The organism is Shewanella sp. LC6, from assembly GCF_006385735.2.
In the GTDB taxonomy this organism is placed as follows: Bacteria; Pseudomonadota; Gammaproteobacteria; order Enterobacterales; family Shewanellaceae; genus Shewanella; species Shewanella xiamenensis.
In genome coordinates this window covers 2,560,183-2,586,393 of sequence record NZ_CP043902.1, presented here as the reverse complement: position 1 = coordinate 2,586,393, position 26,211 = coordinate 2,560,183, and the positions used below count along the sequence as shown (strand labels likewise).

Annotated in this window: 26 protein-coding genes; 10 read left to right on the top strand and 16 right to left on the bottom strand. The window is 44.7% G+C overall.

Going from position 1 to position 26,211, the window contains the following annotated elements:
* The first annotated feature begins 199 nt into the window (after positions 1 to 199).
* Both FJD32_RS11775 and gap read left to right on the top strand, forming a co-directional pair.
* Positions 200 to 1,087, top strand: a complete 888-nt coding sequence (locus FJD32_RS11775) for a DUF2989 domain-containing protein (RefSeq protein ID WP_140906891.1) — start codon at positions 200 to 202, stop codon at positions 1,085 to 1,087.
* A 214-nt stretch (positions 1,088 to 1,301) separates the two neighbouring features.
* Positions 1,302 to 2,312 (top strand): type I glyceraldehyde-3-phosphate dehydrogenase, encoded by a 1,011-nt coding sequence (gene gap, locus FJD32_RS11770; protein WP_037418518.1) that lies wholly within the window; start codon positions 1,302 to 1,304, stop codon positions 2,310 to 2,312.
* A gap of 135 nt (positions 2,313 to 2,447) precedes the next feature.
* On the opposite strand, the gene nadA is transcribed toward gap, so the two are convergent.
* From nadA to astE, 5 genes are all read right to left on the bottom strand, one after another.
* A complete protein-coding gene (nadA, locus tag FJD32_RS11765; RefSeq protein ID WP_037418516.1) occupies positions 2,448 to 3,521 on the bottom strand; it encodes a quinolinate synthase NadA in 1,074 nt (357 codons plus the stop codon).
* Between the two features lie 144 nt (positions 3,522 to 3,665).
* Positions 3,666 to 5,267, bottom strand: coding sequence for a dihydrolipoyllysine-residue acetyltransferase (locus tag FJD32_RS11760; protein ID WP_140906890.1), 1,602 nt, complete (start codon positions 5,265 to 5,267; stop codon positions 3,666 to 3,668).
* A gap of 9 nt (positions 5,268 to 5,276) precedes the next feature.
* A complete protein-coding gene (locus FJD32_RS11755; RefSeq protein WP_037418512.1) occupies positions 5,277 to 6,254 on the bottom strand; it encodes an alpha-ketoacid dehydrogenase subunit beta in 978 nt (325 codons plus the stop codon).
* A gap of 3 nt (positions 6,255 to 6,257) precedes the next feature.
* Positions 6,258 to 7,436 carry a thiamine pyrophosphate-dependent dehydrogenase E1 component subunit alpha gene (locus FJD32_RS11750; RefSeq protein WP_037418510.1) on the bottom strand — a complete coding sequence of 393 codons (1,179 nt, stop codon included), beginning with the start codon at positions 7,434 to 7,436 and terminating at the stop codon, positions 6,258 to 6,260.
* A 162-nt stretch (positions 7,437 to 7,598) separates the two neighbouring features.
* A complete protein-coding gene (astE, locus tag FJD32_RS11745; protein WP_037429768.1) occupies positions 7,599 to 8,633 on the bottom strand; it encodes a succinylglutamate desuccinylase in 1,035 nt (344 codons plus the stop codon).
* Positions 8,634 to 8,911: 278 nt separating this feature from the next.
* On the opposite strand from astE, the gene msrA reads away from it, so the two are divergent.
* On the top strand, positions 8,912 to 9,391 hold the full coding sequence (gene msrA / locus FJD32_RS11740) for a peptide-methionine (S)-S-oxide reductase MsrA (protein ID WP_037418505.1): 480 nt from the start codon (positions 8,912 to 8,914) through the stop codon (positions 9,389 to 9,391).
* A 121-nt stretch (positions 9,392 to 9,512) separates the two neighbouring features.
* Here the strand turns inward: msrA and pgm are convergent, their stop codons facing one another.
* Together pgm and seqA are read right to left on the bottom strand one after the other, a co-directional pair.
* A complete protein-coding gene (pgm, locus tag FJD32_RS11735; protein ID WP_037429770.1) occupies positions 9,513 to 11,165 on the bottom strand; it encodes a phosphoglucomutase (alpha-D-glucose-1,6-bisphosphate-dependent) in 1,653 nt (550 codons plus the stop codon).
* Between the two features lie 69 nt (positions 11,166 to 11,234).
* Positions 11,235 to 11,786, bottom strand: a complete 552-nt coding sequence (gene seqA, locus FJD32_RS11730; RefSeq protein WP_037418499.1) for a replication initiation negative regulator SeqA — start codon at positions 11,784 to 11,786, stop codon at positions 11,235 to 11,237.
* A gap of 294 nt (positions 11,787 to 12,080) precedes the next feature.
* Here seqA and FJD32_RS11725 point away from each other — a divergent pair, with 294 nt between their 5' ends.
* From FJD32_RS11725 to efp, 6 genes are all read left to right on the top strand, one after another.
* On the top strand, positions 12,081 to 12,857 hold the full coding sequence (locus FJD32_RS11725; RefSeq protein WP_037429771.1) for an alpha/beta fold hydrolase: 777 nt from the start codon (positions 12,081 to 12,083) through the stop codon (positions 12,855 to 12,857).
* Between the two features lie 101 nt (positions 12,858 to 12,958).
* Positions 12,959 to 13,180: a DUF2788 domain-containing protein gene (locus FJD32_RS11720; RefSeq protein ID WP_007648263.1), complete on the top strand. Its 222-nt coding sequence runs from the start codon at positions 12,959 to 12,961 to the stop codon at positions 13,178 to 13,180.
* 11 nt (positions 13,181 to 13,191) lie between these two features.
* Positions 13,192 to 13,464, top strand: a complete 273-nt coding sequence (gene ybfE / locus FJD32_RS11715) for a LexA regulated protein (protein WP_011072323.1) — start codon at positions 13,192 to 13,194, stop codon at positions 13,462 to 13,464.
* A gap of 55 nt (positions 13,465 to 13,519) precedes the next feature.
* Positions 13,520 to 14,047 carry a flavodoxin FldA gene (gene fldA / locus FJD32_RS11710; RefSeq protein ID WP_023265275.1) on the top strand — a complete coding sequence of 176 codons (528 nt, stop codon included), beginning with the start codon at positions 13,520 to 13,522 and terminating at the stop codon, positions 14,045 to 14,047.
* A gap of 92 nt (positions 14,048 to 14,139) precedes the next feature.
* Positions 14,140 to 15,324, top strand: coding sequence for an elongation factor P maturation arginine rhamnosyltransferase EarP (earP, locus tag FJD32_RS11705; RefSeq protein ID WP_055647945.1), 1,185 nt, complete (start codon positions 14,140 to 14,142; stop codon positions 15,322 to 15,324).
* Between the two features lie 44 nt (positions 15,325 to 15,368).
* The gene (efp, locus tag FJD32_RS11700; protein ID WP_037418480.1) at positions 15,369 to 15,929 is read left to right on the top strand and encodes an elongation factor P; all 561 of its coding nucleotides are present in this window, start codon (positions 15,369 to 15,371) and stop codon (positions 15,927 to 15,929) included.
* 44 nt (positions 15,930 to 15,973) lie between these two features.
* On the opposite strand, the gene FJD32_RS11695 is transcribed toward efp, so the two are convergent.
* From FJD32_RS11695 to FJD32_RS25245, 9 genes are read right to left on the bottom strand one after another with little or no spacing between them, the layout of a single operon-like run.
* Positions 15,974 to 17,041 (bottom strand): chemotaxis response regulator protein-glutamate methylesterase, encoded by a 1,068-nt coding sequence (locus FJD32_RS11695; protein ID WP_140906889.1) that lies wholly within the window; start codon positions 17,039 to 17,041, stop codon positions 15,974 to 15,976.
* Between the two features lie 19 nt (positions 17,042 to 17,060).
* Positions 17,061 to 17,669 carry a chemotaxis protein CheD gene (locus tag FJD32_RS11690; RefSeq protein ID WP_055647943.1) on the bottom strand — a complete coding sequence of 203 codons (609 nt, stop codon included), beginning with the start codon at positions 17,667 to 17,669 and terminating at the stop codon, positions 17,061 to 17,063.
* A gap of 1 nt (position 17,670) precedes the next feature.
* On the bottom strand, positions 17,671 to 18,498 hold the full coding sequence (locus tag FJD32_RS11685; RefSeq protein WP_037429776.1) for a protein-glutamate O-methyltransferase CheR: 828 nt from the start codon (positions 18,496 to 18,498) through the stop codon (positions 17,671 to 17,673).
* On the bottom strand, positions 18,495 to 19,031 hold the full coding sequence (locus FJD32_RS11680) for a chemotaxis protein CheW (protein ID WP_037429777.1): 537 nt from the start codon (positions 19,029 to 19,031) through the stop codon (positions 18,495 to 18,497). Before FJD32_RS11680 ends, FJD32_RS11685 begins: the two co-directional genes overlap by 4 nt.
* Before the next feature lie 12 nt (positions 19,032 to 19,043).
* Positions 19,044 to 20,984, bottom strand: a complete 1,941-nt coding sequence (locus FJD32_RS11675; RefSeq protein ID WP_140906888.1) for a methyl-accepting chemotaxis protein — start codon at positions 20,982 to 20,984, stop codon at positions 19,044 to 19,046.
* 25 nt (positions 20,985 to 21,009) lie between these two features.
* Complete coding sequence (locus FJD32_RS11670) at positions 21,010 to 23,184, bottom strand: chemotaxis protein CheA (RefSeq protein WP_037429779.1); 2,175 nt, start codon at positions 23,182 to 23,184, stop codon at positions 21,010 to 21,012.
* Positions 23,181 to 23,501, bottom strand: coding sequence for an STAS domain-containing protein (locus FJD32_RS11665; RefSeq protein ID WP_140906887.1), 321 nt, complete (start codon positions 23,499 to 23,501; stop codon positions 23,181 to 23,183). Before FJD32_RS11665 ends, FJD32_RS11670 begins: the two co-directional genes overlap by 4 nt.
* Before the next feature lie 12 nt (positions 23,502 to 23,513).
* Complete coding sequence (locus FJD32_RS11660) at positions 23,514 to 23,879, bottom strand: response regulator (protein ID WP_037429781.1); 366 nt, start codon at positions 23,877 to 23,879, stop codon at positions 23,514 to 23,516.
* Between the two features lie 32 nt (positions 23,880 to 23,911).
* Positions 23,912 to 25,087 carry a methyl-accepting chemotaxis protein gene (locus FJD32_RS25245; RefSeq protein WP_140906886.1) on the bottom strand — a complete coding sequence of 392 codons (1,176 nt, stop codon included), beginning with the start codon at positions 25,085 to 25,087 and terminating at the stop codon, positions 23,912 to 23,914.
* Positions 25,088 to 25,608: 521 nt separating this feature from the next.
* Between FJD32_RS25245 and eco the strand changes: the two genes are divergently transcribed.
* Positions 25,609 to 26,160, top strand: a complete 552-nt coding sequence (gene eco / locus FJD32_RS11650) for a serine protease inhibitor ecotin (RefSeq protein ID WP_140906885.1) — start codon at positions 25,609 to 25,611, stop codon at positions 26,158 to 26,160.
* The last annotated feature ends 51 nt before the right edge of the window (positions 26,161 to 26,211 follow it).

The window sequence follows — 26,211 nt, the reverse complement described above, 5'->3', positions numbered from 1 at the left end:
TCCTTTATCTCACTTTTCAATAAAATATATTGAAAGGTTTGAGTAACATGACGAAAAGACCAATAATCTTATGTAGGTTTTAGGGAAAACCCTCTGTTTTGGTCGGCGCCATTGTAATGAAAACTGACCCAGCTTGCTAGTAAGATATTTTCTGTAAATCTGTAATTTTATTAGAGAAAATTGCATTTTGGAGCGTATTTTGAGACAAAATCTAGTAATAATTACATCATTTACCCTCGCGATAAGCCTTTTCGGTTGTGATAATGGCCGAAAAATCGAAACGATTTGTAAAAATAATCCTGAAATTTGTGCCGATTTGCATAAGGATGGCTGGTGTTTAGCCGAAAAAACAAAGTTGATCCAAAGTCGATACGACCTAAAGGACAATAAAAATCCAACAGGCAAGCAACTCTATCAACAGTTAACTTACCTCGAGGACTATAGTCGATGTATTGAATTGGCCTCGGGTGTTCAGCACATTATCCACACAAGCCGCACAGCTGATAGAGCCAGAGCCTTTCGACTAAGTACACAAAATTTGAGTCGGTTGCAGGATGAAACCCGCGAGCGCCAAGACCCGTTTATGTCTTATTATCAATGGACACGTTTTGGTGACACGGATGCATTAAACCGACTCTTGGCACAAGAAAATGCTGGCGAAGTCACTGAGCCATTTCTTTTAGCGCAAATAGCCACCTACTACAGCAACCGTAATGCCATCAAAGCGCAACAACTCTACCTTACTGTGTTTGCAGAGATCCAATACGCTGACTTTGATCCAAATTGGTTGCTTGGGCTCGCTGCAGCCTATCGCCAAACCCAAGCGCTAGAAAAAACTTACATGCTGACAAAAGCCAATTTACTACTTACGCAGCAGAAGTATTCTGAAGATAAGATGCTAGCCTTAATTGGTGGCAACAAAACGCTGGCGACAAGATTAGATGAATACGCCCAGAATTTGATCAATGCGTTAGAAGATGGCCTCTATTCGACTAGTCCGGTTGCGCTCTGGCTTGCTCCACCTCAGACAGAGGTAACACCGCCAGCGGCAACTCCCGTCGAACCAGAGAAGCCAAACTCGCCTTAAGGCTTGGGCCTTGAGTAACGTCGGCAAAATGTTTGCCATCTTGTAATTTTTTATCCAAATGCAGTGCTAAAAAAGGTGTTTTCGCGAGCAATGTAAAAAAAACACCTAATTTGTTAACCGAATCCCGGCAAAATAGCCGAATTAACTTGACGATAGCTGTCAGTTTGGTAATTTTACTACCAGTTGAATTTTATAATCACCAGAGGGATATGAGATGACTATCCGTGTTGCAATAAATGGTTACGGCCGTATCGGTAGAAACGTATTACGCGCCCTGTACGAAAGCGAAAAAGCTTACCCAATCAAAATTGTTGCCATCAACGATTTAGGCGACGCTTCAATCAACGCTCACCTGACAAAATACGATTCTGTACATGGTCGTTTCAATGCCAAAGTTGAGCATGATGCTGAAGCAATTTATGTTAACGGTGACAAGATCCTCACTTTCCAAGAGCGCGATCCAGGCAAATTACCTTGGGGCGACCTACAAGTAGACGTGGTATTTGAATGTACCGGTATCTTCACTTCTAAAGATTCTGTTCAACCGCATTTAGCCGCTGGCGCAAAGAAAGTGATTATCTCTGCACCAGGCAAAAACGTTGATGCAACCGTCGTTTACGGTGTGAACAACAATGTGTTGACCGCGGATATGACCGTTATCTCTAACGCGTCATGTACCACTAACTGCTTAGCGCCTTTCGCTAAGCCGTTAAATGACGAAATTGGTATCGAATCAGGTCTGATGACCACCATCCACGCGTATACCAACGACCAACGTTTATCTGACGTATACCACACAGATTTACGCCGTGCCCGCGCTGCGGCACTGTCGATGATCCCTACTAAAACGGGCGCTGCGGCTGCTGTAGGTTTAGTTGTGCCTGAATTACAAGGTAAATTCGATGGTTTAGCGGTACGTGTACCGACTGTTAACGTGTCTTTAGTGGATTTATCTTTCATTGCATCACGTGACACAACCGTTGAAGAAGTTAACGCCATCATCGAGCGTGCAGCAAGCGTAGCACCACTGAGCGAAGTGTTGGCCGTCAACAAAGAGCCATTGGTATCTATCGACTTTAACCACAATGCGTTTTCATCTAACTTCGATGCGACGCAAACCCGTGTTAACGGCCGTTTAGTCAAAGTAATGGCTTGGTACGATAACGAATGGGGCTTCAGTAACCGTATGTTAGACAACGCGGTTGCGTTAATGAACGCTAAATAATCTCGATTAGCGATTTAGCTAAAGCCCTGCAAATGCAGGGCTTTTTGTTATTTGCCGTGTGGCAACTGTAATTAAAAAAATATCCCCGCAAAGCGGGGATATTAATGTTGAAACTCGATGTGCGACTAAAAGCGCTTAGGCATTACCTTTCACTTTCATATTGAGCGTTTTAGCGAAATCGAGCATACGGGTCAGCGGGATTAACGCTTTCACTCGCAAGTCTTCATCGACAAAGATCTCATGGGTGGTTTTGTCGCTATCACTTAATGACGCTTCAATGGCTTTTAAGCCATTCATTGCCATCCAAGGACAGTGGGCGCAGCTCTTACAGGTGGCACCGTTACCACCAGTAGGCGCTTCTATCAATGTTTTACCCGGCGCCGCTTGTTGCATTTTGTAAAAAATACCGCGATCGGTCGCGACAATAAAACGCTCGTTAGGCATGGTTTGCGCAGCTTTGATCAACTGACTGGTGGAGCCGACAGCATCCGCCATCGCCACCACACTCGCGGGTGATTCTGGGTGTACCAAAATTGCTGCGTCGGGATAAACGCTTTTCAGATCACGCAGGGCATTCGCTTTAAACTCATCGTGAACGATACAGTCGCCCTGCCACATCAGCATCTCGGCGCCCGTTTGTTTGGCAATATAGCTGCCTAAGTGACGGTCTGGGCCCCAAATAATTTTTTTGCCTTCGCTGTCTAAATGCTCAACAATTTCAAGGGCAATACTCGAGGTCACCACCCAATCGGCACGGGCTTTTACCGCCGCAGACGTGTTGGCGTAAACCACCACGGTATGGTCTGGGTGCGCATCACAGAAGGCGCTGAATTTATCGATGGGGCAACCTAAGTCTAATGAACAGGTCGCCTCCAAGGTTGGCATCAGAATGGTTTTTTCTGGGCTTAAGATTTTGGCAGTTTCCCCCATAAACTTCACCCCAGCGACGATTAACGTCTTTGCGGGATGATCGCGGCCAAAGCGCGCCATTTCAAGTGAGTCAGAAACACACCCACCAGTTTCTTCAGCCAACGCTTGAATTTCAGGGTCGGTATAATAATGGGCAACCAATACCGCATCCTTTTCAATCAGCAGCTGCTTGATACGTGCCTTGTAGTCCGCCTTTTCGGCATCGGACAGAGGAATTGGCTTAGGCGGAAACGGATAATCAATAGTTTCGATTGTTGGGGCAAATGGGCTGGGGCTCATAACAAATCCATCAGGATAACAACGTTCGCGAATTATACGTAATTGGGATCAAAAGATTAACCCATTTATGGCCTGCGAATAAAAAAGGACGCTAAATTGCGTCCTTTTTTGCTGGATTGGCTGTAAGTATTGGCTGACAGCCGACTAACGCATGGCTAATAGCATATCCTGCGGTTGCTCAAGGTATTGTTTCCAAAGGTTACAGAAACGAGCAATGGTGCCGCCATCGATAACGCGGTGATCGCCAGACCAACTCACTTGCATGATCTGGCGCGCTTCGACTTCACCTTTCGCATTAAAGCGCGGCAAGGTTTGCAACTTACCAAGCGCAACAATCGCCACCTCTGGCTTATTGATAATTGGTGTTGCGACTGTGCCACCCAATGCACCAATATTCGAAATCGAAATCGTGCCTTCTTTAAGATCCGCTGGTGCCACACGGCCGTTACGCGCAGCAGTGGTTAAGCGGGTGATCTCGGCAGCCACCTCAAGAATACTCTTATCTTGCACATCCTTCACATTTGGCACTAACAATCCCACTTTCGAATCTACTGCCATACCAATGTTATGACGCGCCTTGTAGGTGATTTCCGTACAATCAGCATTCACTTGGCTGTTAAGCACAGGGAACTGCGTTAAGGCTAATGACATGGCCTTCATAAAGAATGGCATCATGGTCAACTTAACTTCGTCGGAGGAATACTTGGCCTTCATGCTTTCACGCAGAGCGACTAAGTCTGTCAGATCAAACTCTTCGCAATAGGTGAAGTGTGGAATGGTTGATACCGATTCGACCATCATTTTCGCCATCACGGCTTTCACGCCACGGATAGGCTCAACAATGTCACCCCGTGCAGAATTTGCCACGACGTTAGAGACGGTTGATTGAGTCACACCTGATTGAGTCGGTGCTACAGCCACTGGCGCAACGGCAGACACAGCGCCGCCCTGCGCTTGGAAGCGAGTAATGTCTTCCTTATATACTCGGCCATGTTTGCCACTACCAGGTACGCGACTTAAATCGATATCTAAGGCACGTGCCATACGGCGAACGGCTGGGCTGGCTAAGGCTTTACCTTGGCGTGCAGGCTCCGAGGACACCGCCGCGCAAGCGGCTGGTGCAGCGGTATTCACAGCGGCGCTTGCTTCCTGAGCATGGCTGATCGGCGCACTAACGCTACCTTCGACCTCAATCGCAAATAGTGGCGCATGTACTTTAGCTAACTGGCCCTTACGGTAGTGTAATTTGACAATTTTGCCCGCTTTGATGGCGGGGATTTGCACTAAGGCTTTATCAGTCATCACATCGGCGATGGGTTGGTCTTCAACCACTGTATCGCCTTCTTGGACTAGCCATTCGACCAGTTCACACTCAACAATGCCTTCGCCAATATCGGGCAGCAGGAACTCTTCGACGCTGGTACCCGCCACGCAGGCTTGGCTTACGGATGTTTGAGTCGCTGTGTGTGCTTCAGGTTGAGACGCAGCAACAGGCGCAGCTTCGTCAGACTCAACCTGCACGGCATACAGCGGTGCATGCACCTTAGCAATATCGCCTTTGGCGTAATACAACTTAGTCACGACTCCTGCAAAAGGCGCCGGAATTTGCACTAAGGCTTTGTCGGTCATCACATCGGCGATGGGTTGATCTTCCACAATCGTGTCGCCCTCTTGCACCAACCACTCGACGAGTTCGCATTCGACAACGCCTTCACCAATGTCCGGCAAAATAAAATCTTTAATCATACCGGACTCCTAGAAGTTCACTGATGCCTTAATGGCTTCAAAGGTTTTGAGCGCATCGGGCATATATTCTTTTTCGTGGACCAGTGGATATGGGGTATCTAGACCACATACACGGCTGATAGGTGATTCTAAATACAAGAAACACTCCTGCTGAATCGTGGCGGCGATTTCCCCCGCAAAACCACCCGTTAATGGTGCTTCATGGTTGATCAGTAAGCGGCCTGTCTTCTTCACAGAATCGGCAACGGTATCAACATCCCAAGGCGCGAGTGTACGCAGGTCGATAATTTCGCAGGAAATCCCCTCTTTTGCCGCCATGTCGGCCGCTTTTTCGATGATTTCCATCTGTGCGCCCCAGGCCACTAACGTGATGTCTTTCCCTTCACGCACCACTTCGGCTTTACCCAGCTCGATTTCATAATCGCCCGCTGGGACTTCCCCCACAGAAGCACGGTATAAACGCTTAGGCTCGAAGAACACCACAGGGTTTTTATCGCGAATAGAGGCTAATAATAAACCTTTGGCTTGAGCAGGATTACGCGGCACAACCACTTTTAAGCCTGGAGTTTGGGTAAAATAGGCTTCTGGCGATTGTGAGTGATAGTGACCACCTGCAATACCACCACCATAGGGTGTACGGAACACCAGGCTTCCCACATTAAACTCATTACCGCTGCGGTAACGGAATTTAGCCGACTCGTTCACAATCTGGTCAAACGCCGGAAAGATGTAATCAGCAAACTGGATTTCCGCTACGGCGGTCATGCCATTAGAGGCTAACCCGTTAGCAAAACCCGCAATACCTTGCTCAGTCAGTGGCGTGTTAAAGCAGCGGCTGCGACCAAACTTTTCCTGCAAACCAGAAGTTGCGCGAAACACGCCGCCAAAGTGGCCAACGTCTTCACCAAACACTACCATGCGCTCATCAGCTTGCATGGCGATTGACAAGGCCTCATTGACGGCCTGTAACATATTCATTTCTGCCACGGCTTATAGCCTCCCTGCACTTTTGGGATAGGATTGCGGATATTTTTTGATGTGTTCTTTAAGATCGCTCAGTTGCTTTTTAAGCGCTGGCGTTGGCTTGTCGTACACGTCTTCAATAATCTCATCCAGCATAGGGATAGGTAATTTTTCCGCGACTTTAACGGCGGCTAACACTTCTTCACGGTACTTTTCGTAACGCTGGGCATCATCGGCCTCGGCCAACCAGCCTTTATTAATCAGCCACAACTTAAAGCGTTTGACCGGATCGTGTTGTTGCCATTTCGCCTCTTCTTCTTTTGAGCGATAACCAGATGGATCGTCTGAAGATGAGTGGGCGCCAAGACGATAAGTCATAGCTTCAATCAACACGGGGGCATTGTGTTCAATCGCATAGGCGCGTGCTTGTTGAGTTGCAGCTAACACTGCAAGCATATCGTTACCGTCGACACGAATAGTGTGCATGCCGTAACCCACGCCACGACTGGCAATACCGTTACCGGCAAATTGCTCTTCGGTTGGGGTAGAAATGGCATAACCATTGTTACGGCAGAAGAAAATCACGGGGCATTTTAACACCGCCGCCATATTCAATCCGGCATGGAAATCGCCTTCCGATGCAGCGCCTTCACCGAAATAACAGACAGCAACATTACGTTTGCCCTGCATTTTCAGGCTATAACCGACACCTGTCGCTTGCGGAATTTGAGTGGCCAATGGCGATGAAATGGTTTGGTAGTTTAACGCCGCGCAGCCGTAGTGGATTGGCATTTGGCGACCTTTACCTAAGTCCTTCTCATTGCTGAACATTTGGTTCATAAACTGTTCAGTGGTAAAGCCGCGATAACGTAGCGCTGCATGTTCACGGTATTGCGCGAGGATCACATCTTCTTGATCAAGTGCGGCCACGCTACCGACGATCGCGGCTTCTTCACCGGTGCAGGTCATATAGAAGCTGATCCGTCCCTGACGCTGTGCGCCAAGCATACGTTCATCGAGTACTCGCGTGAACACGCAAGTATCATAAATTTTGGTGGCTAAGGCTTCATCTATTACAGGCAAAACCGCGGTTTCATAGGTAGTGCCGTCTGCTTGTAGAATTCGAAGGATAGGAATGTGAAGCGATGCCTTATCCAAGAAGCCGACACGGTGCACTGTATCAGTGTTGAGTGTTGCTTTGCTCATATTGTGCTCTTGTTATCTCGTTACGCAGCAGAAGAACCACTGCGCCTAATTTATACGAATATGCCGGATGAACATTACGTTAACGTAAACTACCTATCAACCGTTGGCACAGTTCAAACGACAACTAATCCCCTGTGGGCATGTATATAATGCTTTACAAAACTAGCGAACATCTGGCGCGACTGAAGGGATCAGGCAAATCACAGTGCGATTGCCGATGGGCACCTTGGCATTGGGGAAGACAATCGCTTCAAATTCCTGTTCGACTTTAATTTCCTGTCCACCCTCTCGGGCCAATACAAAGCCTTTAGGGAAAGCTCGGAAGTTTTCGACATCGGTCGCGAAGGTAAATTCAAAATCATCAAAATGTTTGTTAATCACCCGACACACTTGATACAGATTCACCTTATCCGCTGAGAATGGCTCAAGCGCTAAGGGTTTGTCTGTGATAAGGCGCATAAACATCTCTTGGGCGGCAATAAAACGCGTCATATCGTTTTGGCCCATGGGATACACCTTACCTAATTCAATGGTAAAGGCATCGGCGCCATACTGCTCGGAGGAAAAATAGCTAAAGGTGGTTGTCGGCTCATGGTGAAATAACACAGTATCGACGCCACTGGCCGCTAAAAACATGATTTGCTCGGCGCTGTAAGCACGGCCGGGACGATAGGGATAAATCGCAAACTTTTCGTGTTTTGACGCCCGCATCGCCGTGTGTAAATCGTAGTGAATTCGCTGGCGCCCTGAGGCTGCGCCCTTAAAGAAGCGGTCAACATAGGCTTCTAATTTTTTCGCCCGCACCCGCTCAGGATTCACTAATCCCGGTGGATTTGAATGCTCGCCACTAAACAGACGATTCATGTTCTCGTCGATAATGCGAGTGCCGTTATTAATCGCTAAAGGGTTACCAATAAGAAAGAGCGTGCGTTGTTTGGCGATGATTTTTTGTTGGAGAAGCTGTTTGATTAAGGTATTGCAGAGTTCGATGGGGGCGGTTTCATTGCCGTGGACACCGCAGGAGAGAATGACATCCTTACCTTGGGCTTGTGCAGGCTCAAAAACGATGACGCCCGTGTCCCACACCTCGACTCGAGTATGTTCCCCTAAGGCGAAACTAAACTCCTCTCCGAGGGTTTCAGGATTAGCGAGGGTCAGCGCGAGAAAATCCTTCGAATCTAACAGAGCTTGTAACACAGAATTCTCCTTATAATAGCGTGTTAAAGACGGGAGTGATGGCAATAACTGCCTGTTTCATGGCACTTATCGCTACCCGCCTTAAAAAGCGCATCCATACTAACACAAGTTTTTGGGCCGTTACTCCGTCATTCTGGTCAAACAAGCGCATTTCGCGGCAAAACAACAGCATCTTAGCCGCATTTGGTCGACATAGGATTAATTTTGTCGACACACTTGCTTTTAGGCATGAGTTTTATCACAATCCTTAGCCATCTAGACTTCTATCAGGATTTATCATGGCGTTAGCAACTTTCGGTGCCGGCTGTTTTTGGGGCGTGGAGTATTTCTTTAGACAAGTCAACGGCGTGACCAACGCGACCTGCGGCTATATGGGTGGCAATAACGAAGCGACCACCTATGAGGAAGTCAAAAAAGGTAAGACAGGCCATGCTGAAGTCGTGCAAGTAGAATTTGACCCTGCGATTGTCAGCTACGACGAGTTACTGGATGTGTTTTGGAAAAACCACAACCCGACCACGCTCAATATGCAGGGCGGCGATATTGGTACTCAATACCGCAGTACCATTTTCTTCCATGATCGTGAGCAAAAAGCGGCGGCAGAAGCCTCAAAACTGGCCTTTGCCCGTTCAGGTCGTTGGGGATTGCGTCATATCGTCACTGAGATTGTGCCGTTACAGCAATTCCATGTGGCAGAGGAATATCATCAAAACTATATCGATAAGAATAACTTACCGAGTTGCCATATCGAGTACTAGGCTTAGCGATTCAGCTCAAACCTGAATAATTTGATCTTACAATCGCTGCAAATAAAAACGCACTCATAGGATTTCAATGAGTGCGTTTTTTTATCGGTAAAAAGAATGCGTAAACGCTAAATCAGGCGCTGAGGGCCTTATCGATCAGGGCTTGTGCGTCCTTAATGATATCGGCAAGATGTTGCTCACTGATAAAGCTCTCACCGTAAATCTTGAATAACGCCTCAGTGCCCGATGGCCGCGCAGCAAACCAACCATTGGCCGTGGTCACTTTAATGCCACCAATTGAAGCATTATTGCCAGGTGCATGGGTCAATACAGCCTCAATGTTCTCACCCGCCAGCGTAGTGGCGTTTAAGGTCTCGGCATTAAGCTTGGCAAATTTGGCTTTGTTCTCAAGGCTAATTGGGCTGTCGATACGCTTGTAGAAGCTTTGACCAAATTGCGCCACTAATTCTTGATGGCGTTGCCCCGGCGTTTTACCTGTGACCGCAAGCATTTCGGCTGCGAGCAGCACTAAAATAAAACCGTCCTTGTCAGTACACCAAGTCGTGCCATCACGGCGCAGGAACGCGGCGCCCGCACTCTCCTCACCGCCAAAGGCAATGGTTGCCTCAGCTAATCCATCGACAAACCACTTAAAGCCAACGGGGACTTCGAGTAATTTTTTGCCATGGAAGGCACAGATTTTATCGATAAGCGCGCTCGATACCAATGTCTTACCAATGGCTAAGCTATCGCTCCACTCTGGTCTGTGGGTTAGCAGATAATCAATCGCTACTGCTAAATAGTGGTTGGGGTCCATCAGCCCGGTGCCCGGACACACGATGCCGTGTCTATCGTAGTCAGGATCGTTACCCACACATAAATCGAAGGATTCTTTATGGGCCAGTAAACCTGCCATCGCATAGGGAGAAGAGCAATCCATGCGGATCTTGCCGTCCTTATCCAATGACATAAAGCTGAAGCTTGGATCGACCTTATCGTTAACTAAAGTGATATCAATGCCATAGTGCTTGGCAATCGGTGCCCAATAATGAATACCGGAGCCGCCTAATGGATCGACACCCAGCTTAAGTTTAGCCTTAGCGATAGCATGCATATCGACCACATTGACTAAATCCGCGACATATGGGGAGATCAAATCGATGGCATGCACATAACCCGAAGCCAATGCATCTGCATAAGCGAGCTTATTAACGCCCTTGAGCGCTGCGCGCAGGTAATCATTTGCGCGGGACTCAATCCACGCAGTGATATTACCTTCAGCAGGGCCACCATGGGGTGGATTGTATTTAATCCCACCATCCTGCGGTGGATTGTGGGATGGCGTAATAATCAAACCATCGCTTAACGCGGCACCACTTAGTGCCGCCTCGCGATTTGCACAAATAATCGCATGTGACACCACAGGCGTTGGCGTAAAACCATCATGTTGCTGGATATGCACAGTCACCTTATTGGCCGCTAACACTTCAATCGCCGACACGTAAGCCGCATAAGATAAAGCGTGGGTATCGATACCTAAAAACAGCGGGCCTTCGATATTCACCGATTGGCGATAATCGACAACGGCTTGGGTAATCGCCCAAATATGGTCTTGGTTAAAGCTCCCTTGAAATGCAGTTCCGCGATGGCCTGAGGTCCCGAATGTCACACGCTGCTCGGCAGCATCCACATTGGGTTTGATGCTGTAATAATGGCTCATCAGCTTTGGAATATTCACCAGATCCGTCTGACTCGCGGTTTGTCCTGCCCGTTGATGTATTGCCACCTGATCCTCTCCTACTGGAAAATCGGTTATTAAATGGAAACGCCGCATCATTGCGGCGTCGATAAGTCGTTATACGCGTTCGGCAATGCCGTTGGCGATTTGGGCATCACAGCCCAATTGCACCAAGGCCTCGGCTAAAATTGTCCGTTTTTTTGCAGTATTGTTGTTGGTCGTTACCCAAAATCCGGTATTACCGATTTCCTTCGGATTTGCGGTGGCGCTAGCCTTGAGTAACTCCTCACGAGAGCGCGCAAAGTAGAGACGATCGCGCCCTTGGATCTGTAAAATTTGCGAAAACTGGGCTTTGTTAAGTTGATACAAGCTCTCGAGCAAAAATAAGAAGCGGCCCACCGCGCCTTTTTGTTGTTCTAACTTATGTTCATCAACCAATTGATTAAAATCGATGACAGACTCGAAGCTTTCTACTTGCGGAACGCTCTGTGGCTCAGGCGTTACCACCTCTAAACTCGGTTGGCTGATAGACTGTGGCTGTGACTGTTCAACCGCATCGACGGACAGGCCGAGTAATCGACGGAGAATATCAGAGGCACTCTCACCAATACGTTCCGTTTTGCTGGCAATATGACGATAGAGCTCTTCATCCACTTCGATGTATTTCATAACCTTATTATCCTTTGTTATTTGATAGGCTTACCGAAAAAGTGCACCACAGGCGATCCTAGCAAAGGATCTGTGCGATCGTTGCCTCAGTGTATCTATCTCTATCAATCTGATAAAGCATCATTAATCTAAAAATGCGTGAAATCGCACATCAAATTAGCACAACGATGTTAATCGCTGAAAAAGCCAGCAAGTTGAAGGTTCTTAATTTCAAAACCGCCACAAGACTTGTCAAACTTAACGCATTGAAGGCACAATTCGCGCAACGTTAGGTACCATAGCACAGGCTATTCCATGAATTTTGTATCTTCTGGTCAAGGAGAAGCTGTCCTCCTTATCCATGGTCTCTTTGGCAATTTAGATAATCTTAAAGGCTTAGGTCAAGTTATCGAAACCCATCATCAAGTCATCCGCGTTGATGTACCTAATCACGGCTTAAGTGAACATTGGCAACAGATGGATTACCCAAGCTTAGCGAAAGCGATGGTGGATTTACTCGATGATCTCAAGCTTGAGCGCGTGCATATTATGGGACATTCCATGGGTGGGAAAATTGCCATGGCAACGGCCCTAGCCTATCCAGAACGCATCATCAGCATGGTTGCCGCTGATATTGCCCCAGTTGCTTATCAGCCACGCCATGATGCGGTATTTGCCGCACTCGAAAGTTTGCCACTTGAAGGCCACACCGATCGCCGTTTTGCCTTGGCCCATTTAACCCATAGCGGCATTGATGAAGCGACAGCCCAATTTCTTCTCAAAAATTTGCAACGGACTGAGACAGGCTTTCGTTGGAAAATGAATTTAAGCGGCTTAAAAGCGTGTTATCCCAATATTATTGGTTGGCATAATCTTGTAGAAGAAAAGCGCCAAACTTACCACGGCCCCAGCCTCTTTATCCGCGGAGGAGACTCAAACTATGTCACTGGTGAACATAGAAATGCCATCATGACACAATTCCCATTGGCACAAGCAAAAACCCTTGAAGGGTGTGGCCATTGGTTACATGCGCAAAAACCTACCATTTTTAACCGGATTGTGTCTGAATTTATTGACAAACACACGGTGTAAATGACAACGATTCTCGACCTAAATCATATAGCCGACACCTTGTTGATGTGATATATTCGCGCCTCTTTTAGCCTTAGAACACTCTAGAGGACTAAGAAAGTATGTTATCTCAGTACATGGAACAAATTGAGACCATCGGCTTGAACCTGTTTTTTGCCGCGATATTTTTCTTTATCGGCATGGCCATCCACGATGTGCTAAAACAAGGTAACGTACCGAAATTCGGTCGATTTATTGTTTGGTTAGTGTTATTTCTCGGCTGCGCCGGGTTTATTGCAAAAGGTATTATCCAGATGTCTTGGGAAGGTTCAGGCATCGGTTAAACAATAAGAACATGGCAAAAGAAGCAACAGATAGAACGACCATTGACCTTTTTGCCAATGAAAAGCGACGGGGACGCCCACGTAGCAATCCTTTGTCCCGTAGCCAGCAACTTAAGGTCAATAAGCGCAACCAGATCCAGCGGGATAAAGCCAAAGGATTAAAGCGAATAGAGTTAAAGGTGTCACAAGATTTATATGACGCCTTGAATGAGCGGGCATTGGCCAGTAACATCAGCCGAAGCCAGTTAATCGAATTAATTCTTCAGCAAAAAATAGAATGCTGAGCAATCGATAGCAGCAAGATTAACGTATAAGTGAACTAGACATAAAGGATAGACAATGGCAACTGTAGGTCTTTTTTTCGGTAGCGACACAGGCAACACCGAAGCTGTCGCCAAGATGATCCAGAAGAAACTGGGTAAGAAAATGGTTGAGGTGAAAGATATCGCCAAAAGTACCAAAGAACAGATCGCAGAATACGACCTGCTGCTGTTCGGTATCCCAACCTGGTATTATGGTGAAGCACAGTGTGACTGGGATGACTTTTTTCCTGAGTTAGAACAGATTGATTTTACAGACAAACTGGTTGCTATTTTCGGTTGTGGTGATCAAGAAGACTACGCGGAATATTTCCTCGATGCCATGGGCATGATTGGCGATATCGTTCAAGCCCGTGGTGGTATTATCATTGGACATTGGCCTACTGCAGGTTACAACTTCGAAGCTTCTAAAGGCTTAGTGGATGACGATCACTTCATCGGTTTAGGGATTGACGAAGACCGTCAACCAGAGCTGACCGAAGAGCGTGTTGATGCTTGGGTCAAACAAATCTACGAAGAAATGTGTTTAGCAGAACTCGAAGACTAAGCCTAGTTTCATCGAGTGAGCTGTGTAAAAAAAGTGGCCCAATGCCGCTTTTTTTACATTTGTTCTCCACGTAAATTAAAGCGATATTTCCAATGGTAGCTCCCCAACATCCCCACTGGGATATCTTCTGTACTGTCGTCGATAACTACGGTGATATTGGCGTTACTTGGCGTTTAGCCAAACAGTTAGTCAATGAATATCAGATCCCTATTAAGCTTTGGGTCGATGACTTAAACAGTTTTTCGCATATTTTACCGGCCCTTGACTCTAACCTCACTTGCCAGATTTTTCATGGCGTGACTATCCTTCATTGGACTACGCCCTTACCTTTGGTATATGAGCCAGGCGAAGTGTTAATTGAAGCCTTCGCCTGCGAATTACCCGATGTAGTGAAGCAACAACTTGCTGAACTGCATATTAAAACACCAAAATCTGTGCCTTTATGGCTTAATTTAGAGTATTTAAGCGCTGAAGATTGGGTCGATGGCTGCCATGGTTTACCCTCGATGCAGGCAAGCGGCATTAGAAAGTATTTCTTTTTCCCGGGCTTTACACCTAAGACGGGTGGACTGATTTGTGAGCGGGAGCTATTTGCCGAGCGCGATTCATGGCAACAGGATAGCGCCAATAAGCTGCAATTATTTGAGCGTCTTGGTCTTAAGGATATTGAAGCGCAAGATACTGTCTATAGCGTCTTTAGTTATGAAACCGAGTCGCTCCCTGCCATATGTGAACTCTGGCAAGCCACGGCCAAACGCGATGGAAAAATTCACGCCCTTATCCCCAAAGGCCGCAGCTTAAACAGTTTGCAGCACATATTGCCCTGCCCTATAGAGGAATTAATACCTGGGCAGCAAATTAAACTGGGGAATTTAACCCTGCATATCTTGCCGATGACCGATCAACAGGGATTTGACCGCCTGCTATGGAGCTGCGACGTTAATATTGTCCGCGGTGAAGATAGCTTCTTACGGGCCCAATGGGCGGCAAAACCTTTTATTTGGCATATTTATCCGCAAGAAGATGATTATCATCTAATAAAATTAGAAGCTTTTATTCGACTTTACTGCGATAATCTGCCCCCTGATATTGCTGACACTTGGTCTAAATTGAACGTTGCATTTAACCAAGGAGAGCAATCCGCCGTGAAAACTCACTGGCAAAACCTAAATCCAGTCTGTTTGCCACTCTTACAACATGCTAAAGAATGGCCAATTGACGCAATAAATGCTGCAGATCTTGCAACTCGGCTAGTCCAATTTGTGAAAAAAAGCTAAGATGCTGCGCTGATATAGAAAATCGACATATAGGAAATTGTGTAATGAAAACTGCTCATGAAATCCGTCCTGGTAACGTGATCATGTTTGAAGGCAGCCCATGGGTTGTACAGAAAACAGAAACAACTCGTTCTGGCCGTAACGCTGCCATCGTTAAGTTAAAGCTGAAAAACTTACTGCTTAACTCTGGTACTGAAACCACTTTTAAAGGTGAAGATAAGTTAGACGATATTATCCTAGATCGTCTGGATTGTACTTATTCTTACTTTGCTGATCCTATGTATGTATTCATGGATGCAGAATACAACCAATACGACGTAGAAGCTGAAAACTTAGGTGATGCAGCAGCTTACATCGTTGACGGTATGGAAGAAACTTGCCAAGTGACTTTCTACGAAGGCAAAGCAATTTCTGTAGAAATGCCAACCACTATCGTACGTGAAGTGATCTACACTGAGCCATCAGCTCGTGGCGATACTTCAGGTAAAGTAATGAAGCCAGCAACTATCACTGGTGGCGGCACTATCAGCGTGGCTGACTTTGTGAAAGTTGGCGACAAGATTGAAATCGATACCCGTACTGGCGAATTTAAAAAGCGCGTATAACCGCCTTTTTTCGTCAGAGAAAGCCAGTGTCCGCACTGGCTTTTTTATTCTTTGGTAAATGCAATAATTTCCTCAGCAATATTGCTTAAAGCAACCTGCCGACTGACTGCGCCGAGCTTCACAGCCTCTTTTGGCATACCATAAACCACACAACTGGCTTCATCCTGTGCCAATGTTGTGGCTCCAGCATGATGCATATCTAGCAAACCCCGAGCACCATCGTCCCCCATACCAGTCATAATTATGCCTAGGGCATTTTTACCCGCAGCATTAGAGACTGAACGAAACAACACATCAACCGAGGGGCGATGCCGACTGACCAACGGTCCGTCCTTAAGCTGAACACGATATTGAGCACCACTACGTTGTAGCAGCATGTGCTTGCCGCCGTTAGCAATGAGCACAAGACCCGGCATCACTCTATCGTTATCTTCGGCTTCTTTCACTTCCATTTCACATAAACTATTTAACCTACTAGCAAAGGCCGCCGTAAAATGCTCTGGCATATGTTGGACAACAACAATACCGGCACTTGTACGTGGCAATGCCGTTAACACGCACTCAAGTGCATGGGTTCCACCCGTTGAAGTTCCGAGTGCAACAACCCGATCCGTGGTTTGGTGTAGCGCATGGTTTGTTGATGTTAACACTACATCGGCGTTATGTTTCGCGGCGACAGGCATTTTTGTGGGGGTATTAACACGCAATTTTGATACTGATGCTTTAGCTGCAGCACGCACGGACTGGAGTAAACGGGCTTGTGATTCCTCCAAAAATCCCTTCAATCCTAATTTAGGTTTAGTAATGATATCAACCGCTCCCGCGGCAAGTGCAGCAATAGTCACTGAAGCACCTTGCTCAGTGAGTGTTGAGCAAATCACGACAGGGGTTGGCCTTTCAGCCATCACTTTTTTTAAGAAAGTAATGCCATCCATTCTTGGCATTTCAATATCAAGAATAATGACATCGGGCCATTGCTGTTCAAATAATTTAAGCGCAAACAACGGATCCCGAGCACAGCCTAATAAGGTAATATCAGGCTGGTTAGCTAACATGCTGCTGATCACTTGTCTGACAACTGCTGAGTCATCGACTATGGCGACATTAATCACAAAGCCCCCTTAAGTCTTGTTAATCCGACCAAATCACCACCGAGTTATTAGAGGTACGCATATCTTCACTCGCTTTATTAAAATATCGGTATTCTTCATCCTGAAGTGACGCAATTTCTTCATATTTATTCTCGATTAAACTGCGATACACCGAATAATCCGACGGATCGAAATAAATTATTCGACCAGAATGGCCTCCAAGATCTTCACTAATAACAGGGATTCGTTCACGTTGTAGAAACTGTCTAACAAAATCAATATTCATCCCGCCAATATCATAGTGATTAAGGATATTGTCAGCACACAAAGATAAAACATTCGCGCCTCCAAATATTTTACTCTGCAAATATTGCCGCTGTGCTCCTAACTTTAGCATGGCATTGATTAAGATCTCCATGGCATGAACACCATAGTAACCTGCGCGAGAATCAAGAAAATGTGTAAGCTTGCGCCGATCAGCAGCCAATAAAAAGTGATTCATTCCAATGACCTGAGCCTTGGGATCAAATAAACATACTGCCACACATGAGCCCAATAATGTCTTTATGACTTCGTTTTTCGCCGTCACATAATGCTCACCAGGGCCAATCATGATTACTGTTCTTTGATTTAAGGCTATCTTTTCCACATCAAATCCTTTGATAGATAGAAGGTTTAATCTGCTTTAACCCATGTTTTACGTGCATCAAGGATTCGGTATGTGAAATAAACAAATAACCACCGACTTTCAACTGCTTTATTACATGGTTTATGACCCTTTGCTTAGACTCAGCATCAAAATAAATCATTACATTACGAATAAAGATTAAGTCGCACATCCCGACACTTTCACAGGATTGAGTCAGATTCATCGCAAAAAAGCTAACTTTACTCTTTAAGCTTTGGTCAATTAAAAATGTACCGTTTTGCTTACCCACCCCCTTTAAGCAATACTTCTGTAATCTCTCAAAGCCGATGGCGTCATTACGTTCAAGGGGATAATGTGCCATTTCAGCCTTCGCTAGCACCCGCTGGCTAATATCAGACCCCTGCACTTGCCAGTGACCATCAATCCCTAAATGATCCGCCAACAGCATGGCTAAGCTGTAAGCCTCCTCTCCAGATGAACAAGCTGCTGACCATACCTGCCAGCTTTTTTTTTGTGGATGTGTTTTTATTAGGTGTTTAACAAATTCAAAATGCTCTATTTCACGAAAAAAGAACGTTTCATTGGTCGTCAAAGCATCTATAAAATGATGATATTCAATATGTTCAGAGTGTTTTTTGACGAACTCAAAGTAATCTCCATAGTTTTCATAACCGGTTTCTTTTAGGCGTCGACATAATCGACTAGCCACCAATGATTTTTTAATGTCGCTCAAGAATATACCGGCCTCCTCATACAAAAATTGCCGGATATGTTCAAATTCCCTTTGCGTTAAGGCGGTATGTTCAAGCTGCAACGGTGAGGACTTCATAGTGCTTCATCAGTGGCATCAGCTGCATGAAAATTGAGTTGGCTAATTGCACTAATGTCGGCCACCGACAGCACATAATTGATATCAAGTAATATCATAAAATGTTCGCCAACTCGCCCCATTGCGCGAATAAAGTCAACTCTGAGATCGGCACCAAAATCCGGTGGCGGCTGTGTATGTTCATCATCAATTTCAAGAATTTCATTCACTTCATCCACTAACATCCCAATGGTTTGCTGCTCATCCTCGTGACTGACTTCAACCAACACAATACAACTTTTTTTTGAGATGACCGTTGTTAGACGCCCTAGCCTTTTGGACAAATCAATAACAGGGACGACCTTACCTCGTAAATTAATAATACCGCACAAAAATTCTGGCATCATAGGCACCCGCGTAATGCCTTCAATTTCAATGATCTCTTTTACATCCAAAATACCAATTGCAAAGGTATCATTCCCTGACTGAAAGGTAAGATATTGGGTAATATCTCCCACTGAATTGGCCTTCATCTCATTCACTAATTGATTCATGATAGGCCCCTATCAGAATCGTTCGAAATCGGTACGTTCAACATGTTGCTTAGCTTTGGCTGTTTTACGCCCAGAAGCCGCCATTACTGTTGATTTACCTTGATGAGATCTTTCACTACTGATGGCAAGTTTAAAAAACTCTACTGCGTCAAGTAGTTGATTAGCCTGACCGTTTAACTCCTCTGATGTCGCGGCTAACTCTTCTGACGCAGATGCATTCTGCTGTGTGGCTTTATCAAGCTGTAACATAGAGTCATTAATCTGGCTGATCCCAATGGCTTGTTCCTCAGAGGAGGAACTAATTTCCTGAACCAAATCAGATGTTTTTTGGATATTAGGCACAATATTAGCGATCAAACGGCCAGCATTTTCAGCAATACCAACACTTTCGCTGGCTAGTTTATTAATTTCTTGTGCCGTTAAGCTGCTGTTTTCAGCTAATTTTCTAACCTCGGAGGCGACAACGGTAAAGCCTTTACCATGTTCACCAGCACGGGCCGCCTCAATGGCCGCATTGAGACTTAATAGATTAGTTTTATATGCAATGTCTTCTATTAGGCTAATTTTCGCCGCAATCTGTTTCATTGCGGCAACGGTTTGTTCTACCGCTATTCCACCTTGTCGTGCTTCTTCAGCGGCTACCGTTGCCATATTATTGGTAACCCTTGCATTTTCGGAGTTCTGCTGGACAGACGCATTTAACTCTTCAACGGCACTGGTCGTCTCTTCGACACTAGCAGCCTGCTCTGTTGCTCCTTGGCTTAGACTTTGAGCGGTACTACTGACCTGTGAAGAAGCACTAGACAAATTATCTGCACCACTTCGAACCTGAGCAATCACAGAAGTAAGGCTATCAATCATATCAATCATCGCCTTATAAACCCCCGTCGCATTTTCACGCTGTTTTAGCTCTACAGTTAAGTCTCCGTTAGCGATTGCGCGCGCAATCGTTTCCATATCACGAGGTTCTCCACCCAACGGTTTTTTAATTAACTTCACTAAAAACCATGCCAAGAAAATACCGATCAAAATGGCGGCAATAGATACACTAATAACAGTGGTAAGGGTCTGCTCATTCTGGGCTTTAACATTAGGACCAAGGGCATCTTGCCTTTTTTGGATGGTTAATTTGATATCTTCAGTTTGGCGCGCAACATCAGCACCGATACGGTCGAGTTGATTTTGCACAATATCGTTTCTTTCGCTAATAGTGCTATAAACTGACTTTAACGAAGACGCATAATTGTCAATGCTGCTGGTAAATTGTAATAATTTTGATTGTGCATCTAGATCTGTTGCCACAGTTTTTAAGGCAGAAAGACGCTCTCCCTTAGCTAAATCAATAGCCATCAGCGCCTGCTGTAAATCCGCATCTAAATTTGTTTCAAGGAATTTAGATGCCGCTAAACGAGCAGTCAATACCGATTCGAGCACAGAACCTGCTCGATAAGCAACATCAATCTGACCTTTATTATAGGATTGATGCATAGTGTCAGAAATCAGTTTTACAACTTCAGTTCCTTTTGGAACCAACACGTTGGTAACTTCATCATTGCGAGATTTAATCAATTTGACTACAGATTCAAAGTAACTATTGTAATCAACAATATCTTTGCGAATATCTGAAAGTTGTTGACTCAATTCAGGCTCGTTAATCTCCGTCATCGCTTTTTGAATGATGTCATTAAGAATAACATTACGTTCATTGAATACTTTATAAGCCGATTCATTCTTCTGAAAGATATAATCATAGGCCTGTATTTGAATTGTAAGCATATTAGCTTGGATGCGACCAGCCATATTAGAGTCGCGCGCCAACGAGCGGTAATCATTAAAACCGTTAATGGCTTTCGTTAGTCCAAAATAGGCGGCTAATGAAATCACAATCAATAGTAATAACACCAATGCATAACCACCAGAAATCTGCATGCTGAGCGTCAGTTTTTTAAACATAGTCAATATTCCTTTTCAACATAGGCTATTCATCAATCAGTGCTACATGATGATATTTTTTGGCGCTAATACTTGCTTCAGTAATTAAACCCTGTACGTCAAGGATCAAGGCAATATCTCCCGTTCCTAAAATAGTGGCACCGCTTAATCCCTTGAGATGTTGAAACATTTTCCCTAAGGGCTTAATCACTGTTTGCTGTTCACCAAATAATTTATCGACAACTATCCCTGCTTTAGTTCGACCAAAACGAACAACAACAAGGCTTTCACGGGTATGGTTTTGATTTAAATTCGGTATATTAAAAAAACTTTTAAGTCGTATAAAAGGCATCAGTTCCCCACGCAAACTGATGTAATTCTTCTGTTGCTCATGCCATTCGCCCCGATTGAGCTCGACACATTCTTCTACCATATTCAGCGGTATCACATAGTTTTCGTTGGCAGCACCAACCATAAAACCATCAATAATGGCAAGAGTTAATGGTAATGTGATCGTCACTTTTGTACCTTTACCCAGCTCGCTATCGAGTTCAACTGAGCCGCGTAACGCTTCAATATTGCGTTTAACAACGTCCATACCAACACCTCTTCCTGACAGATTACTTGCTTTATCTTTAGTACTGAGGCCTGGTTCAAAGGCTAATTTCAAAATTTCAGAATGGCTAAGCATCTGGTTTACATCAATTAACCCCAATGCTTCAGCCTTTCTTCGAATGCGCTCAGGGTCAAGTCCAGCACCATCGTCAGTGACTTCAATAACGATATGTCCAGAATCATGGTAGGCATTTAACATCAGATGTCCCTCAGCGGATTTACCGGCCTTGAGACGAGCCTCTGGAAGTTCAATACCGTGATCTAGGGCATTGCGAACAAGGTGGGTTAAAGGGTCATTAATCTTTTCAACAACGATTTTATCGAGTTCAGACTCTCCCCCTTGGATGGTCAACTCAATTTGTTTACCTAGTTCATTGCTGACATCGCGTACCACTCGCCGGAAACGTGAAAAGGTTTCACCTATCTGCACCATACGTAGTTGTAAGGCATTTTCTCTAATTTCTTGGACCAGATGTTCTACCGATCCTACTAGGTCATTAGCATCGAGAAATTGGTAACGGTCGACCATCACCTTCATCGCAGCACTTGCCGTCACCAGCTCACCAACCAAATTAATTAACTGGCCAAGACGATTAGAATCGACGCGAATAGTTTGCGCCTGCTCTCGAGCTTGAATTTGTTTTTTAAGGGCTTGCTCAACCACAGGTTTATCGACAAGTAAGTTTGCAATTAGCACTTCGCCCAGTTTTTTAGTCGTGCAGTCTTCACTCTTACCAGACTGTAAATCGAGTGATTTAGAGAGTTCTCTTTCAGTGATGGCGCCGATCGATAGCAGAATTTCACCTAGTCGCTGATTTTCAGACGGATTCAGCTGTTCAATCAGAGCTTGAAATGATTCGGAGATTTTTTGTGAAGGTAGAATCTGTATATCGCAATCATCTTGGGCAAATTCAAATACCGATTCAATTTGTTCTTTCGTACAATCTCCAGCAAAAATAATACGATAGCGTAAAAAGCAACTTTCGAAGTCACATTCTTCGAATGGCGGCAACTTGTGGCTTAAACAAATAACTTCAAGCACTTGACCTAATTGATGCAAATAACGAATAAAGCTTAATGGATCTAATCCATTACGTAGTGCATCGGCTTTAAAATCCAGTGATATAAGCCAATGGCCCGTATCAAGATAATGTCCTTCTATCCGTTCAGGGGTAATCGCCTCTGCGGCGAGAGTCTGAGGGTAACAAGGTTCAAGGTTTTCATGTTGCGCTAATTCGGCCAAAATTGACTGACTTTGAATGCAGAGTGTATTCAACTCTGCCTCATCCTCCTCTACCGCAGCATTGACCAACGCCCATGTATGATCTTTACACTTAAGGAGTAGTGCTATAAGCGCACTATCTATTTTCAATTCATTTTTGCGCAGCCTATCAATTGACGTTTCAATGGGATGAGTAAAATCAACGATGGCACGATAATTAAAAATACCCGCTGCACCTTTTATCGTGTGCATTGCTCTAAAAAGTTGATTTATTAATTCTGTACTTTCTGCGTCGACCTCTAATGACAATAATGCATCTTCCATTTCTGTCAGTAGTTCTTCCGCTTCGGTCATAAATAACTTTTGAACGTCATTAGCGGTCATAGGCGAGTCTCCGAGGATATCACTATGGTATCGTCAAATGTGCCAGACAAACCCGAAAGTGCGAGGGCATCTATTACCGCTTTGCTGTGGTGACAAAATTCTACTCGATGTGCCTCATTCAATACTTTAAGCGCCAGAAGCCACTGAAGCCCTGCGGTATCGATCTCCGTCACTTGAGAAAGATCAACACTGATGTCTACACCCGGTTGCAAATGACTGACTAGTGCATCACGAAATTCCATAACACTATAGATAGTTAACTCTTCGGTTAAGTTAACCTTTATAGATTGATCTTTTAGCGCGATATTGATTGGCATACACAAATCCTTTTACGGTAAACAAAGTTTAGCTACCGCATCAAGCATTTGGGGTGGTTGAAAAGGCTTGACTACCCATGCCTTAGCTCCCGCCATGCGACCTTCTTCCATTTTATCCCGACCCGCCTCGGTGGTGAGCATAATGACTGGAGTGAATTTATAACGCGGATGTTTTTTAACTTCTTTTAAAAAGCTAATGCCATCCATATTTGGCATATTAACGTCACTGATAATAAGATTAATTTTATCGCCATTGAGTTTACTCAGTGCATCTTTACCATCACAGGCATCAATGACCTCATAACCTGCGCCCCTAAGCGCAATACTGACGACATGTCGGATAGAGGCAGAGTCATCAACTACGAGTATTCTTTTCATCTCAGTGGCCATCCTTGTTTTATAAACGTGAACTAAAAGAAGTTAATAGAACTTTTCTCTGCATGTTGATAATGGCTATCTTTTTTTGAACTATGGTGAATATGCTGTTCGGTCGCCACATACCTTTGCTTCATCATGGCAAGCAAGGAATCCACATCACCTTCAGGAATAGGTAAACCGGCTTCCCTCGCTTGCTGTTGAACACGGATTAGCTCTGTAAGTTCATCAATACTGGCAACAAGCTGTCTTAACATTTGGTCGCAGCGATCTTGAAATTGAAAATCCACTAATATTTGCTCAATTTCTCTTTTAACTTGCCGACCAAGCTCTAATGCTTGAATACCCTCATCTTTCATTTGCAAAGTACGATTTTCGAGGTGGTCAATTACACGGATGAGAATGGACTCGCCACCTTCTAGCGCTTGGCTTTCCTGTAAAGTAGCTGCATCGGTCAGCTGGTATAGCTCGGCCATACGTTGATTTAATTCAGTAATTTGCTGAGTAATCCGTTCACCTGTCTGCCCTGATTGAGCTGACAAGGTTCTGACTTCATCAGCCACTACAGCAAAGCCGCGCCCCGATTCTCCGGCTCTAGCGGCTTCAATTGCCGCATTTAAGGCTAATAAATTGGTTTGTTGGGCAATTTTTCTAACTTCAGCTGCGAGTCCATCAAGTGCTTTGGTATCGTTAACTAATGCGGTTAACTGTTCTAAATGGTGCAGTTTGGCACTATTCATCAGGTTTAAGTCATTAAATAATGCTTTTAGCAGAGCTTTGTCGTCTTCTATACCTGGGGAGTGGAGTTGATCTGCGATCCCAGTTGAATTACTAGTGACTTTTTCGATTTCGCTGATAATTGAACTAAATCGCTCCGTCATATTGGCTACGCTTTGGTTCATTTGTTGGTCGACAGAGACGATATGTCCCTGCCAAACGGGTACTAAGCGGGAAATAATCGCCTCAAGTTTGGCGACTTGTTGGTCAACATGATGTCGTTTCTCTTTTTCATAGGCGAGTTGGCGAGATTGATAAAGATGAGTCGATTTGTGAATTTGTGCCCGAAGCACCCAAGCAAATCCCAAGTATGAGAGTAAACATAAGCCTGCAAGCCACCAATGGGAGAGCCAAACGAGCCCGCAGAAGACTATAGCTCCAACAATAAAGGTCAAGGTGGTGGTAGAAAAAAGATTGCGCTCCATGCTTGTCATTTTTACTGTCTCTTTTATTTATATTTCTATTATGTTGTTACGGAAGAAACTTTTCCCTACAAATAAACGTAGTCGCTTTTTTCGTATTACGCCAAAACTCTGAGTACTTCTTGAACAAGATCACACAAAAGGCTGATTTAATTAAATAAGCCTCTAATTATCTCAATAAATTTAACATTGGGGATAAAATGACGTTCGGATTAAGAACATCGTAAGTAGTTGATGGCTATCGGTCTGCTAAGTGGTATTATTTTTTAAACAGTTTTTAAGCTCAAACAAACCACAGCATCGAGACTATAAAATTTTCTATGAATGCGCCATTTTTCAAAAACACAGTTCAACTCTCTAAAATTCATTGATTTTATAGCCGAATGCTAGATAAAGATCTTAAGGAAAATGAGTCATGGGCGTAAATTTTTCTGCATAAATAACCCTTTCTTGCAAGTAAGCCGTTTATAGGTACCGTAGAATGGTTGTTCCATTATCCTAGCAACCTATTTTTGAGTCTTAAGGAGAAATGTATGAAATTAACTCAATTGCGTCATCTTGCGGTAGTACCACTGGCCTTTACGTTACTTTCTTTTAATGCCAGTGCTGTCAGTCCGCCTCATCCAACAGGACTTAATGCCCCAATGATTAATGTTTCTCGTATGAACACCAATAATTATGCTCCAGGGGAAGCCGTTAAAATGTTCCCAGCCCCCAAGAAAGGCATGGTTCAACATATTTTGACATTACCTAAGCTTGAGAATGAAGCAGACTACATGGTCGAGATTCAAATAGGCCAAACTCAACTTGTTGATTGCAATAAACATGGACTCAATGGTCAGCTTAAAGAGCTCACCGTTGAAGGTTGGGGTTATAACTACTATCAGGTCGATGAAATATCAGAAGGCCCAAGCACTATGATGGCCTGTTTTGAATTAGTCAAAAAAGAAGCATTTCTGAGGATCCCAAGTGAATTAACACTGCGTTATGACAGTCGTTTACCAAAGGTGTTTTATCTACCCGAGGGTGCAGAACTGCGCTTTAGAACGTGGAAGGCTGATTCAGCGTATCAATATTCAAAGTAATTATGTAATAAAATCAAAAAGAAGGGATATCTATTACAGATATCCCTTTTC